Here is a 13,883-nt window from a genome sequence, read left to right on the forward strand (position 1 = left end):
GAACCGGGAGATGGGCTGGTACATTGGTCGGTTCTGATTCATGAGAAATCACCTTGTTGGAGTTCTGTGCGCCGCTGGTTGGTGTTTTCCGGCTGAATACGTTCGACGAACGCACCCCAGGCGTCACCGTTCGGGAATCGCAGGTTGCCCTGACCGTCCCAGGTATAGCCTGCCTGTTCGAGAATGGTTTCTGCCTCGTCAACGTCGTAGCTGTAGTCGGTCGTGTCGGGATTGTGCCACTGGGTAAGCGACGAGATCAGGTTCTCACCAGTCGGAACGGTTGCCTGACCGTGAAGGAAGTCCTCGACGAACCCCTTCGAGTCGAGCGATTTCGCCAGCGCGACACGGAATTCCTTGTCTCGGATCAGCGGACACGAGAACATGAGCTTCATGATCAACGGCGCATAGCTTCCGGCAGACATTTTCTCGATTCCCTCGGAATTGGCTGCGCGGTTGGCCTGAAGATCCGAGAGGTTCGTCCCGACTGCGTCGATCGAGCCGCTCTGTAGCGACCCGATCAACGCGTCAACGTTGCTCACGTTAAGCCAGACGACAGTGTCTACGCCGGGGCCGCTCTCGGCCTGGTCACCCAACGCATCGTTTCGCCAGTCGTCATCGAACATCCAGTGCCCGTCGTTGCGAGACGCCTCGAACCGGGTTCCTTGTTCCCAGTTTTCGAACTCGAACGGGCCGGTTCCGACCGGAGAATCCGGGTTGTGCTGTGATGGGTTCCCAACGTCTTCCCACCGGTGTTTCGGGAGGATAACGCTACGAACGACCCGCTGTGTCATGAACGCTGCATCGGGATTAGCTAGGTTGAAACGCACCTCGTGATCGCCGAGAATTTCGACGGAGTCGATCGGTTCGTAAAAGGGCACCTGGCTCGTAGATGCGTACTCATCGTACAGTTCGACGGTGAACTTCACGTCCTCCGCGGTGAACGGCTCGCCATCGTGCCACTCGACACCCTCCCGAAGGGTGAGTTCGACGGTTGTGTCATCGACGAATCCGCCGCCGGTCGCCAGCGCGGGGACAACGTCCAGATCCGGCGTCGCGTCGAAGAGGCCATCGTAGATGAACGTTAAACGCTTGGCCTCCGCCCCGCCGGCAGCCCACGCCAGATTCAGCGAGTTCATCGACGTCGAAACGCCCTTGACGTAGGTTCGGTTATCCGTCTCCGGTTGCAAATTGACCTCGGTCCAGACGAACGAGTCCATCGTCTGTCCGTTACCGGGCGTCTCAACGTAGCCGCTCCACCGATCCGTGTTCACCGCCGTGATGATGTTCGGAAACAGCGTGATGATCGCCCCGATATCTTCAGCGAATATTTCCTGGGCCTGATCGACGAGTTCCTCGCGCTCGGCCCGATCGGTCGTCTGTGCCTGTTCGGTCAGAATATCCTGAAGTTCAGGGTGGTAGTAATTATCGTAGTTCGAAAGGGACTCTTCGGTTGCGCGCATCAAAAGCGGGTTCGGATCGAGGCCCCGCTGTGGATCTGGTCCCTGCGAACTCATCGAAATGACCGCCTCGAGCCCGTTGGCCGTCCAGCTTTGGGCGTAGAGTTGGTTCAACGGGCGATCGTCGAGCGTAACGTCGACCCCGAGATCGTTGAGTCCGCGCTTTACCATTAACGCGTGCTCTCGCATCCATGGATCGTCCTCACTCGAGTACTCGACCGGAACCCGATCGAGTACTGAACCAGCTGTTGCACTGTATTCAAGCGGCGGCGATTCAGCGTCGACGGTCTCCCACTCTCGCCAGTACTTCGTCTCGACGGTCTCTGGAACGCCGTCCGGAACGTTCGGTTCGAGACTTTCGCCGCGACTGCTGTTACAACCCGCGAGTACACTCGCCCCGAGCGCCCCAGCGGTCGTGGCGATGTACCCGCGCCGTGTTAGTCGATCACCAGCCCGTGTGACCGAACCATCATGATTATCTTTCGGAGACATCCACTCTCACGTTACGAACTAACTAGGATTGGTGTTCTCCCGATTGCCCTCGATAGCTATCGGTCTTTAAATCGGGGAAGGAATTAGACTAGGAGTCCCTGCCGGCCGAACTGTGAGCGTCCTCACTCTCGAGATCCGTAGATGATTTCGAGTAACGTTCGTTCGGCGGTCCGAAGTCGTTCGCTTACTGTCGATTGTGCAACATCAAGTTCGTCCGCGAGTTCGGTCGCCGACATCTCTCGTGGAACGTGAAAGTAGCCGCGGTTGTACGCTATCTCGAGGACCGCCAACTGTTCGTCGGTGAGCTTCGAGACGAGAACCTCCTTTAGACGCCCGCTGTCGAGTGGCTCTCCGGGTTCTTTGTCCTGCGTAACTGACAGTAGTTCGAACTCACCAAGCGTTTCCTGGATCTCGTCGGCCATCGAGCGAAACTGGTTCCAATCGCGTGTGGTAGTCACAATTTCGAACACTCCGTTTTGGAGTACGATACGGTTCGGAATTGCCTCCTGGCGTAAAACCAGACTCAAGATAAACGGATAGGACTCGGTCGCCAGAAGGGTCAGCCGGTGAATCCCGATTTCGTCCGACGCGGTCGGGATTTCGCTACTGTAATACAGCGATGCACCAGAAATTCCCTCGAGAACTGTTTCGGGGTCGAAGGCCGTATTCGAGGCGACGGTCAGCGATTCGATCCATGTCCCGTCTTCGACGTAGAACGCATTGTCGAGTTCGATGCTTCGGATATCGTCCATTTCACGGTGAATTTTCCCCATCACGCCCGTCGGCACCGTCGTGAACTCGACACGTAGAATTGTGAACCCCTCGTACAGGAAAAATCTGCCCCGTTCATATATAAGTCACCATCTTCGAGGCGAGAGTGCACGTAGAAAGTCCGAAACATGATTCTCCTCGCCTTCACGGCAAGGTTTCCTCGCGCTGGGGTATCGACTACTGACCCACGGAGACAAGTCCGGCGTATGGGCTGACGCGTCTGTCGAGTTGGCCGAAAAACCGTTAGTATAACTAATGTCGATTGGCATCTGAACGACAATGGCGAACACCCCTCCGACACAAGATCAAAACCAATCGGTCGTCGACCGCGCACGTGAGGTCATCCCAGGTGGCGCACAGACGGGGTTACGAGCTCAGGCGTACAACACGGGCGATATCGCCTTCGAATCTGCGTCTGACGCCACGTTAACGACCGTCACCGACGAGCAGTACACCGACTACCACCTTGGGTTCGGCCCAGTCATCCTCGGCCATGCCCACGACGATGTCGACGCGGCGGCCCAAGCAGCCATCGACGACGGCGTATTGTATGGAGCGGGTACGACACCCCTCGAGGTCGAGGTCGCCGAACGGCTGGTCGACCTCTTGCCCAGCGTTGAGATGGTGAATTTCTGTAACAGCGGCAGCGAAGCCACCTATCACGCGATCAGGCTCGCACGAGCTGCCACCGGCAACAAGAAGGTACTAAAGTTCGAAGGATGTTACCACGGCTGGCACGACTACGTCGACGTGAGCGTCTATCCGCCTACCGACCGCGTCGGTGAACGGTACCCCGAGTCCGACGGTATGCTTTCGGCCGCCGTCGAGAATACGCTTATCGCCCCCTTCAACGACCCCGAGGCGGTCAACGAAATCCTACACGAACACGGTGACGAACTCGCGGCGGTCATCCTCGAGCCGATTCCCCACTCTGTCGGTTGTCTACTGCCACGGATAGAGTTCCTCGAGACCCTGCGCGAGGCGACAGCAGTACACGACGTCCCGCTGATCTTCGACGAGGTCATCAGCGGCTTCCGCCACTCGCCACATGGCGTCCAGGGCGAGGTCGGCGTCACACCAGATCTCACCTGCGTCGCAAAGGCCCTAGGTAACGGGTATCCAGTGGCAGCAGTCGGTGGACGGGCGGATCTGCTCGCCCAAGCAGGCGGCGACAACGAGTCCGGCGTTGTCATCAGCGGAACTTACTCGGGGAGTCTCCCGGGACTGGCTGCCGCGCGCGAGACTATCGACACCATTGTCGCGAATGATGTCCAGGCGTATCTGACCGACCTTGGCGACCGCTATCGCGACGGCCTGAATGATCTCCTCGAGGACCATGACATCAACGGACGGATCGTTGGCCACCGGAGTATCTTCAGCGTCCAGTTCGGGGTACGCGGCGAACCCCACAACTACGAGGACATTCTCGGTCTTGACGAGAAGCGATTCCATACATTCGCGGCGGGTATGCGCGAACGTGGCCACTTTTTCACGCCGAACCCGTACAAGCGACACCACCTTTCGGCCGCCCATGACGAGACTCACTTGGAGTCCTATCTTGACGCCGCCGACGCGGTGTTCGCCGACCTCTGAGCCGAGCGTTTCGTCATTATACGTCTGCGAGGAGTGCGATACCGTTGCGAACGCAGACATCAACGGCGCTGAGAACCTTCGACGAAAAGAAACTCCGAGTTCGTCACCGGACAGGAGTAACGGCTGGTTGGCACAGCCAGCAGTTCACCTGTTCAATCGTAGCGAGGGTCGTTTCTCCCCGCGTGAACAGGTCATAGACTGCAAACCCTAATATCCCACCGGGGGTCGGGATTCCACGTCGGTTACGGCGTGAAGGATGTCAATCACCCTCCTGTACTCTTCATTCAGGGCGAAATTAAACTGGTGTACTAGGAACATGTCCTAGACAATTCCCTGCCATCAATGTGGACTCGAGAGAGCGGGCTAAACAACGGCTAACGAATCTGTCTCTCCTTCTTGTCAATGAACCGCTGGGGGCTTGACTCCGAGGCACTCGGCCTGCTTTTTCTGAAGATAGCTTCCTTAAACGTGTCGCGTAACGTCGCCTGAGTCGAACAATTGCAAGTCATCGCGTTCGGATACAGCTTTCTGAACGAGCCGTGTTGCTCCGCTTCGTGTGAATAACGCGTATTTTGTATCTGTCTCACCAGTCTCTGGCGTCCAGCGGATTTCAGCGGCATGGTCGTCGAGTGAGGCGAGCGCACCATAGTCGAGGGGCGCATTGGTAAACTTGCACTCACCCACAACCATCGTCCCATCTTTGGTGAATCCGACGGCGTCAACCTCATACTCCTTGTACCACCAGCGGCCGATATTGAGGAACGTCTTCTCTGGGTAAAGGTTCGGCAGGGCGTCTGGCAACGTTTCTCGAATTCTTGACTAACGAAGTTGGCGAGTTCTGGTTCGATGACTGCGTCATACGCATCCTTACCCAGACGTTCATATCGATCTTCCTTGCCGTAGGCGAATCGGAACCAGAAACGGAACAAGGGATCCAAGAGACGATAGCGTCCGCAGCGTGACTTTGCTTTCTCTTCGGTGATCGGAACCTCTCGCTCGATAAGTCGCAGACGCACTAATTTCTGGGTATACGTTGAAATCTGTTTTCCATCGATATCCATTGCTTGGGCGATTTCGTTCGATGTCGTCTTTCCCGCGGCAATTGCGGTGAGGATCGCAAAGTATCGGTTCGGGTCCGTGAGTTCGGTCCGGAGCACGTACTCTGGTTTGTTGTGGAGATATCCTTCTGGGAGAGCACTTCTTCAGTGAGGACTGTTCCGAGGACCTGGTTGAGTTCGACACCATCGAGGTAGGACGGGACGCCGCCGAAGATACCCAACGTGATGATTCTCTCTTGAGGTGAATAGTCGTCCGAAACGAACTCTTGGGCAGCAGCAAAGTCAAGCGGACGGAGGTCGAGTCGTTCTGTGAATCGCTCATACAAGGGACTGTTCCCTAGAAGCGTTGCTTCTTCCATCATACTAATCGACGACCCAACTAGGATAAGTGTTCCCGAGGTGTTCTGAAACCGTTGGTCCCACAACCGCTGAATGACTGAGGGGAGGCTCCTATCGGCATTAATGAGGTAGGGGAATTCGTCGAGGACTACGATCCCGTTCTGGTCACCGAGATATCCGAGCAGCGCTTCCCAGTTCTGTTTGATCTGCGTGATACGGGGAAAGGTCTCGGACGCGACATCGACGAATTCATTGAGTTGTATCTGGGAGGTGGTTTCCGTGGCCTGATAGACGACTGCGTCCTCACGGTCGGAGAGCGAGTGTTGGACGAGCTGTGTCTTCCTGAGGCGTCGCCGACCGAAAATGACGATCATCTTGGCGCCGTCGGATTCGTAGCAACTGCGTAGCCGAGACAGTTCATCTTCCCGGTCTACGAAATGCTCCATACGCCTACTCTATCTCGACGGAGAATAATACTTCCAAATAGCCTATTTCAAAATTGGCTATCTCTGGATTGCTATGAATTATGCTTAATCAGAGAACAGATTGAAATCTACAATGGCAACCGATGATCGAGTTTAAGTTCGATATCAGTTCACACGAACCCCGAGACGGTTTCTGAACAAGAAGCGGATACGTACGAGGATACCCTCGAAAGCCACGATCGGATCGCTCGTGTCCACTATCCGGGTCTCGAGAGTCACCCGCACCACGATCTTGCGAGTGAGCAGATGTCGGGATACAGCGGGATGCTGTCCTTCGAGTTCGATGGCACACTCATCGAACTCGAGGCGTTCGTTGAGAGACTCGAGGTATTCACGCCGGGAGCCAGTCTCGGTGGGGTCGAGAGCCTTGTTGAGGTACCGTCATTAATGATCCCCGACGAGTTCAGCCGCAGTGAGGATTCAGCGGAGATTCCCGAGACGTTGGTCCGGGTATCCGTTGGCCTCGAAGACGCCGATGACCTCTGCGAGGACCTCCGGAAGGCGCTACCGTAGGCGTGCGTTCCCCTTTCCCGACCGTCCCGATCCGCAAGCAGGTCGATTGTCCACCTGATGTGACAGTCACAAGCGGGAATACGAACTGTTTCCAAACGAGAGAGTGCGGATTATTCGAGCGGTTCGATGACGTCTCCGGGGCGAATCGTCCCATCTTCGAGAACGTCCGCTCGGAGCCCACCGCGGTGAGTGAGTGCCTGCAATACGCCGTCCTGAGTGATGCGCTGGAGATGGTTACAGGGTTCACACAGTCGATCCCCTCGACAGATGGCGTCTCCGACTCGGAATCGTTGTCCAACGAGATGATTGAGTGCGACATCACGGGTTTCGATGTTTCGTCGGTGTTCTCCCGGTGCGAGTTCGATTCCCGCTTCACGCTCGATTGCTGTTACGGCCTCTTGCTCGATCAACGTGAGGTCGTACCCATCGGGGCGTTCCTCATCTGGCTCCCACTCGACGAAGGTTCCCGTCTCAATCTCGCTAAAGTAACGATCACCTCGAAGCCCCTTTCTGGCAACTGCTTCAACGTCGGTCTGTTCTTCCATCTCCGCTTCGGCTTTAGGTGCGATAAAAATCCGTTCGACGCTGCCACTCCCGGTCATATGCGCTATGCGCGTTTGGCACAGTATAAATACTCGGGTGTAGATATTGTTGACAAGTTGACATCCTCCCCGCCCTGAAGGGCGAGGATTCCCGCGGTGGGATATTGTGGTTTACGGCGTTATGTGTTCTTGAGGTGCGAACGCACCAGTTTCCGTGTCAAACAAGAACGTCGATGGCTGTGCCAACCAGCCGTTACTCCTATCTCCCCCGTCACAGGAGAGACTCGGAGATACTTTCTGTCGAATGTTCTCAGCACCGTTTACATCCGCGTTCGCCACCGTCTCACACTCATCACAGACGTACAACCCGCGTTCAACACGGTTCGCCTTGCGCTCCCGGCCACAGCACGAACACGACTTCGACGTATCCCGCTCGGACACCTGCTCGACCGTGATGCCGTTCATCTCGGCTTTGTAGGTGAGCAGATCTGTGAAGCGGTCGAACGCCCACGAATGCAGGTTGAGGTTGCCGTGCTTACCCCAGTTTGTCGACTCGCCGTTCACCTCGTCCTCACGGATACCAGAGAGGTCGCCAACCACAATCGTTCCAACACCTTCATCCACACACCGCTGAACGATGTGTTTGGAGAGGGTATGGAAGTAGTGGGTGCGACGAGCAGACTTCTTCTGGTGCAGCCGCGTGGCTTGCTCGGAGTCTGAGTCGTCACAGCGAGCGATCTGCTTGCTGAAGTAGTAGTCGTCCTGCTTCAGACAGTTCAGCGGGTACAGTTCGGCGTGACCGTCTTCGTAGGCGAGTGCGGCGAAGTTGTTGATGCCGAGGTCAACACCCACTGTCTTCTCACCCGGGGCTTCGGATACTTCGACCTCGACTTTGCACACGAAGTGCAGTTCCCACTCGCCACCCGTCCAGACCGCCCGAACTTGTTGGACGCTCTCCACGGTAGAGAGGTCAACGTCGGGACGAGTTTGGTATTCGCAGAGGATGAAGTCCGACCAGTACTCCTTGAGGTTCGACCCCTTGGAGAGGCGGACGCGGTTGTACTGGGTGTCGAGTTTGAAGCCTTTCTGCTTGAACGTGACCGTCGAACGTGGGTGTTTGTCGGCGTGTTTGCGGTAGCCGGGCGGGTTCGTGTTCGTGTCGCCGTTGCGTCGTTTGCCGTACCAGCCGGTGAACGCCTCAGCGAGTTCTTGCAAAACGCGCTGACTTGACTGAGAATGGAGGTCATCATAGCGTTCGTGGCTCTTGAGGTAGGCGGTGAGTTCGTCGCCCTCGGGGATGTAGTCGATTTCATCCCAGACACGACTGATTGTCCACCGTCCGACGTTCCAGAGTTTCGAGGCGGCGAACCCGAGTGAATCAAGGTCGTCAGACACCTGTTGCTGGTTCTGAATGGAAGCAGTGTAGGTGCGGGTGACGACCTGTTTCGCCATACGTAACCAATGTAGACAAACCTACTTGAAGGTGTGGATTACGCAGCGTGGAATATCCAGCCGTGCCATCGAACGGGGGACTGTGAAGGGGGAGTGTCGGATTCATCCCCGCGCTAAAGCACGGGGCTTTCTCCTTTACTCTCCGTAATGGTGACGAGATGGAATACGAGAAAAGAGATTTCTTGAGAGACGGTTGCCTCTGAAAAGGCCTCATCACAGCCGCCGCTTGTTGTTCTCGTCGTATGCTCGGAGGTTCTGCGCCGCGAGTTCGACCGTTCGTTCGATGCGTTTTTGCTTGGTCTCGTCCGTCTTAGCCTCCTCGACGGCCGCGATGAAAGCGTGCTGGTCAGTGTTCGAGAAGTTCTGGAAGTTCTCCCAAGCGGTCTCGTTCTCACGCAGCGCCGCCTCAAGTTCGGCCGGGATTTCGTGGTCGTCGGCGAGCCGATAGGCATCCGCCCACTCGCCCGACTCCTTCGCCGCTTCAACGAGTTCCATTCCGGCCGGGGTCATCTTCCCCGCCTCGATCATCGCTTCGACCCGCTCCTTGTTCGCCTTCGACCACTTGCTGTCGGGGCTCCTGGGCGTGAACCGACGGGTGTACGTCTCGTCGTCGATGCCCTTGATCAGGCCGTCGATCCACCCGAAGCAGAGCGCTTCCTCGACCGACTCGCCGTAGCCGATACCGGATCGCTCGGCGTCGGCCTTGTAGTAGCCGACCCACAGCTCCTCGGCCGTGTCGTGGTTCTCTTCCAGCCAGGTGCGGAAATCGTTGCGAGATTCGAAGAATATTGGGGTCATGGTTCAAGAAAGACATTGCATGTCTATAATTGTAGTTTAAATTCGAAGACGAAGCATGAGTCTCCCCTACGTCTCTATGACTGACCACGACGGGGATTATGCTCCGCTCCGGCCGCTCGGCGAGGCAACACACGTCCCAGATGAGATGCTCTCCAGTCGTCGCGATGAAAGGTCACGCTGTCAACGCACAGACAGCGTCAATGCAGGTGGGTATTCTGCTACCACAGCAGCGACTGTAGCCGAGTGTAACTCCTGTGGCGCATCGACCAGTCGAAGTGTCGGTTCTGTCCCACGAATCATCTCGAGACAACTTCAAACGGGTAGGATACTGCCGACGTGGAGTACGATCTCCTCCACATAAGTCTGAGTCTGTGTGTGGATCCGCTCAGTGACGCCCGAGAGTATCTGCAGCGCCCCTTCATCGATAAGCCGCCGAAGGCGATAGGAAGTGATAGGTCAGCCGCTTTCTGACTCCCGGCCGTCGATATAGACGAGTTCGTCTGCGCGCTCGAGCAGATCCACTCCCCAGGTGACGGTAATCGGAACCAGCGCGGTCGTGAATATTGCGATGAAGACCAGGATCGAGAACAGCTGTGTATCGATGACGCCGGCCGAGAGTGCGACTGACGCGATGATAATCTCGACGGTACCCCGGCCGTTCATCCCGAACCCGACGACGAGTCCTTCCCGTGAGGTCAACGACGTCGGAAGGGAAAACAGCCACGAACCGATGATCTTCCCGAGGAACGCGACGGCGACGAGGACGACGAGGATCAGGAACGATTCGAAGAAGACGTCGAAGGTGATGTCGAACCCGACCGTCACGAAAAACACCGGGGCGAAAAAGCCCATCGCGAGATCGTAGATGACCGTGTGCATGTGTTCGTACAGAGACGGCTCGACGTCTGCTTGACGGAGGAACATCCCGGCGACGAATCCGCCGATGATCATGTGCAGATCGGCGAGCGTCGCGAGTTGCGCGAACAGGAGCGAGACCAGCAGGGCGAACATGAACGCGGTCGTCTTGTCGACGAATCCGTACTGCTGGCGGAGACGTTCGATGTGTCTCCAGGCCATCGGGAGGAATCGATACCCGAGGAAGATCGTGATCGCAAAGAATCCCAGAGCCTTCCCGACGATTACGCCAATCTCCAGTGGATCTAGCGCACCAGACGAGACGTAGCTATCCACGCCGGCGAATACCACGAGGACGCCGACGTCGGAGGCGAGTGCGCCCCCGAGTAACACGTTCGCGATACGCGTATCGAGCAGTTCGAGATCGGCGAGGATGCGAGATTTCGTGGCTAACGACGTCGCAGCCATCGCTAACCCGAGGAAGAGCGCTGCGCCGGTCGACACGCCGAGCCAGACGCCTGCAACGTATCCGAGACCGAACGGAATGACGAACGCCCCGAACGCGATCAACAGCGACTGTGGACCGAGTCTGAACAGCTCTCTGAGATCGACCTCCATTCCGACGTAGACCATCAGCAGAAACACGCCGAGTTCTGCCAGGACGGACAGGAGATTCGACGGTTGTAAGAGCCCGAGTAGTGGCGGGCCGAACGCGATGCCGGCGAACAGTTCTCCCATCATCGTCGGATAGCCGAACCGTTCGGCGATTCCGCCGAAGACCCAGGCGACTGTCAGAACGAGTAACAGACTGAGGATATCGATACTGACGGCTTCGACCACTATCGTCCACCCCTCTCACGTTCCGTCTCAAACGCGATTTTTCGCTGCACAACTCTTCGACTCGTAGAATACGTCTCTCCGTCGAATTTTCTCGTTCCGCGCATGGCTGCCCCGAGATAACTGCAGCGCTGTGGCAGTGTATTCATCACTTACTAATCGTCCAGTCAGCGTCCATAAGTAGATTGGTACGGCACCGATATAGTTCATACTGCGATGATGCGGAATGAAATTTCGGCCACTATCCTCCCGGAAATGGACAGGGCTAACTACTTAATTACCGCTTGGTGTCTCGCCCTCAAAACCGCGGAAACGGACGACTGCCGGAGGACGATACTCGTTAACCAGACGCGCAGCCGGGGCTTCTCGGTCGGATGGCCCTGACGGGTGGACTTCTCTTCGTCATCCATTGCTGTTCGCCGTCGTTATCGTGACGTTCTGGGCGGTGGACCGGTGTTCACGCTGGTGCTGCTCGACGGCTTTTCACTGGTCCAGTACTTCTACAGATGAGCAAGGCGAGTGGCTCGGGGTCGTTCGGAAGATCTTCGATCTTCCGTGATGACGAGAGAGCAAAGTTCTCTCGAACCACTTGACCCTGAGCGGTTCACCAATCTAAAACGTCAGATATCAGGAACCGGATGATCTCAATTCAGACCCATGAGGCCTACTCTCTGACAGCCTTCCTATTCAGTATATTTATTGATTGGCAATTTTCTCTTTCTTCCACTCCCCACGAGTAAAATCAGGAAATTCAACGGGCCGACTTCCGTGATTGATAGAGATGCGTGATAACGGCCGAATCGCGCACCAATGGACTGCATCATATACGTTTTGATCAACTGTTCGGCCCTTATTCAGCGCATCAATGAGTCTATATGCCATAAGTAACCGACGTGGAATCCCGACCGCCGTTGCGATATTACGTTCTGCAGTCCACGATCTGTTCTCTAAGGGCGAAACGCGACTGATCCCACCCGAAATTCTCTTCCCCCAGGGCTGGTGGAAATCCGTACTGATAGTCGGATAGACAGTGCTACCGCAGCGTGTCTATCGGCGAATGTAACCGTTTCCTGCGAGATCACGACTTTACCCCTCCAGCGACAGGGAATATACAGGCGACCGAATCCATTCGTTGTGAGGCAGCTCGTCCCCATTTCTACGGACAAACAGATGTCATAGACTGCTTCAAATACGAGCGACAAGGATAGCTGTTTAAATAGAGAGGGCCAGATATCGGATATGAACTCAACGGTCGGTCCAGTGTGGCAGCGGTATCGGTCGGTGCCATTGATCTATCGCATCTCACTCGCGTTTCTTCTCGGATCCGCAGCGGGGATCGCATTCGGCGAGCAGATGACGGTCGTCGAACCACTCGGAGATCTATTCTTGCGACTGCTCAATATGCTGGTGATCCCGATCATCGTCTTCACGCTGCTGACTGGAATCCGCCAGCTATCGCCAGCTCGACTCGGCAAGATTGGAGGGGCAACTGTCGGCCTCTACGCAGTAACGACCACCATCGCAGGTATCATCGGACTCGCCGTCGCGAACGTCCTTCAACCCGGCCGTGGCGTCGAGTTTACCGGTGGTGAAGCTGAGTCCCAAGCACCCCCCTCGCTCACCGAGGTCGTGCTTGGCATCGTCCCGAGCAATCCTGTCGCTGCAATGGCAGAGGGGAACCTGCTCGCGACCGTTTTCTTCGTGATCGTTTTCGGTATCGCGCTCACCTACGTGCGTGCCCAACAAGACGAACTCGCGGATCGTGTCGACTCAGTGTTCGAGGCATTCGAAATCGGAGCCGAAGCGATGTTTGTCGTTGTTCGCGGCGTCCTCGAGTACGGCGTGATCGGCGTATTCGCCCTCATGGCTGCTGGGATCGGCACCGAGGGAATCGGCGTGTTCTCGTCGCTCGGTGAACTCGTGCTCGCTGTCGCAATCGCAGTTGTCATCCACATCGCGTTCACGTACCTACTGCTTCTCATGGGCGTGGTCGCTGACGTCTCGCCGCTCGCTTTCCTCATTGGCTCGAAGGACGCGATGGTGACCGCCTTCGCCACCCGCTCCTCGAGTGGCACACTTCCGGTGACGATGAACAACGCCGAAGAAGACCTCCGCATCAAGGAGCGTATCTACTCGTTCGCGCTCCCAATTGGCGCCACAGCAAATATGGACGGCGCCGCCATCCGCCAAGCGATTACCGTCGTCTTCGCCGCGAACGTGGTCGGACAACCACTCGCCCTCTCCGAGCAAGTACTCGTGTTGGTCGTCGCCGTGCTTATCAGCATTGGCACCGCCGGCGTCCCTGGAGCGGGGATCGTCATGCTCACTGTCGTACTCAATCAGGTCGGTCTTCCGCTTGCGGTGGTCGGATTCGTCGCTGGTGTCGACCCGATCCTCGGTCGTATCGCGACGATGAACAACGTGACCGGTGACCTCGCGGTTTCGACTGTCGTAGGCAAATGGAACGACGCGATCGACTTTGATAACGGCGTCTGGACACAGACATCGACCGACGGTGGAAATCTCGTCTCTGGTGAAGACTAGATGCGGGACAAGGCGTTACTGCGGCGATGACTCAGCATTGATGCTCGTCGTTGATGTCCACTGGCTGGCTCCGAGAACATTGCGTTATTCGACAAAATATCCGGGGTCTCGCCTGCGATGGCGTTGACGAGACACAAAGCTCGTCCG

The 13,883-nt window shown here is 56.6% G+C and carries 8 protein-coding genes and 3 pseudogenes; 4 read left to right on the forward strand and 7 right to left on the reverse strand.

The genetic code is table 11. The features are described from left to right. Positions 1–38: 38 nt before the first annotated feature. Positions 39–1,880, reverse strand: a complete 1,842-nt coding sequence (locus HALLA_RS17385; protein ID WP_242406255.1) for an ABC transporter substrate-binding protein — start codon at positions 1,878–1,880, stop codon at positions 39–41. 191 nt (positions 1,881–2,071) lie between these two features. Next, positions 2,072–2,722: a helix-turn-helix domain-containing protein gene (locus HALLA_RS17390; protein ID WP_049954762.1), complete on the reverse strand. Its 651-nt coding sequence runs from the start codon at positions 2,720–2,722 to the stop codon at positions 2,072–2,074. 277 nt (positions 2,723–2,999) lie between these two features. On the opposite strand from HALLA_RS17390, the gene HALLA_RS17395 reads away from it, so the two are divergent. Together HALLA_RS17395 and HALLA_RS21495 are read left to right on the forward strand one after the other, a co-directional pair. Continuing rightward, entirely contained in the window at positions 3,000–4,313 is a 1,314-nt protein-coding gene (locus HALLA_RS17395) for an aspartate aminotransferase family protein (RefSeq protein ID WP_049954763.1), read from the forward strand. A 16-nt stretch (positions 4,314–4,329) separates the two neighbouring features. Continuing rightward, a pseudogene (locus HALLA_RS21495) lies at positions 4,330–4,524 on the forward strand (RNA-guided endonuclease InsQ/TnpB family protein); the annotation flags it as partial. A 251-nt stretch (positions 4,525–4,775) separates the two neighbouring features. On the opposite strand, the pseudogene HALLA_RS17400 reads toward HALLA_RS21495, so the two are convergent. Then, a pseudogene (locus HALLA_RS17400) lies at positions 4,776–6,156 on the reverse strand (ATP-binding protein). 204 nt (positions 6,157–6,360) lie between these two features. Here HALLA_RS17400 and HALLA_RS17405 point away from each other — a divergent pair. After that, positions 6,361–6,708 (forward strand): annotated as a pseudogene (locus HALLA_RS17405) (PLP-dependent transferase); the annotation flags it as partial. A 110-nt stretch (positions 6,709–6,818) separates the two neighbouring features. On the opposite strand, the gene HALLA_RS17410 reads toward HALLA_RS17405, so the two are convergent. The 4 genes from HALLA_RS17410 to HALLA_RS17425 form a co-directional block, all read right to left on the reverse strand. Next, on the reverse strand, positions 6,819–7,310 hold the full coding sequence (locus HALLA_RS17410; RefSeq protein WP_049954764.1) for an MOSC domain-containing protein: 492 nt from the start codon (positions 7,308–7,310) through the stop codon (positions 6,819–6,821). 111 nt (positions 7,311–7,421) lie between these two features. Continuing rightward, on the reverse strand, positions 7,422–8,702 hold the full coding sequence (locus HALLA_RS17415) for an RNA-guided endonuclease InsQ/TnpB family protein (RefSeq protein ID WP_049954765.1): 1,281 nt from the start codon (positions 8,700–8,702) through the stop codon (positions 7,422–7,424). 213 nt (positions 8,703–8,915) lie between these two features. Next, the gene (locus HALLA_RS17420) at positions 8,916–9,500 is read right to left on the reverse strand and encodes a YdeI/OmpD-associated family protein (protein ID WP_174887915.1); all 585 of its coding nucleotides are present in this window, start codon (positions 9,498–9,500) and stop codon (positions 8,916–8,918) included. 456 nt (positions 9,501–9,956) lie between these two features. Then, positions 9,957–11,195 carry a cation:proton antiporter gene (locus tag HALLA_RS17425; RefSeq protein ID WP_049954766.1) on the reverse strand — a complete coding sequence of 413 codons (1,239 nt, stop codon included), beginning with the start codon at positions 11,193–11,195 and terminating at the stop codon, positions 9,957–9,959. A 1,236-nt stretch (positions 11,196–12,431) separates the two neighbouring features. Between HALLA_RS17425 and HALLA_RS17430 the strand changes: the two genes are divergently transcribed. Further along, positions 12,432–13,736, forward strand: a complete 1,305-nt coding sequence (locus HALLA_RS17430; protein ID WP_049954767.1) for a dicarboxylate/amino acid:cation symporter — start codon at positions 12,432–12,434, stop codon at positions 13,734–13,736. The last annotated feature ends 147 nt before the right edge of the window (positions 13,737–13,883 follow it).

This window comes from Halostagnicola larsenii XH-48 (genome assembly GCF_000517625.1).
Classification (GTDB): domain Archaea; phylum Halobacteriota; class Halobacteria; order Halobacteriales; family Natrialbaceae; genus Halostagnicola; species Halostagnicola larsenii.

Excerpts from the sequence above, each read along its gene's own strand:
- HALLA_RS17390 (WP_049954762.1), bottom strand. The coding sequence starts at position 2,722 with ATGGGGAAAATTCACCGTGAAATGGACGATATCCGAAGCATCGAACTC.
- HALLA_RS17395 (WP_049954763.1), top strand. The coding sequence starts at position 3,000 with ATGGCGAACACCCCTCCGACACAAGATCAAAACCAATCGGTCGTCGAC.
- HALLA_RS17410 (WP_049954764.1), bottom strand. The coding sequence starts at position 7,310 with ATGACCGGGAGTGGCAGCGTCGAACGGATTTTTATCGCACCTAAAGCC.
- HALLA_RS17415 (WP_049954765.1), bottom strand. The coding sequence starts at position 8,702 with ATGGCGAAACAGGTCGTCACCCGCACCTACACTGCTTCCATTCAGAAC.
- HALLA_RS17420 (WP_174887915.1), bottom strand. The coding sequence starts at position 9,500 with ATGACCCCAATATTCTTCGAATCTCGCAACGATTTCCGCACCTGGCTG.
- HALLA_RS17430 (WP_049954767.1), top strand. The coding sequence starts at position 12,432 with ATGAACTCAACGGTCGGTCCAGTGTGGCAGCGGTATCGGTCGGTGCCA.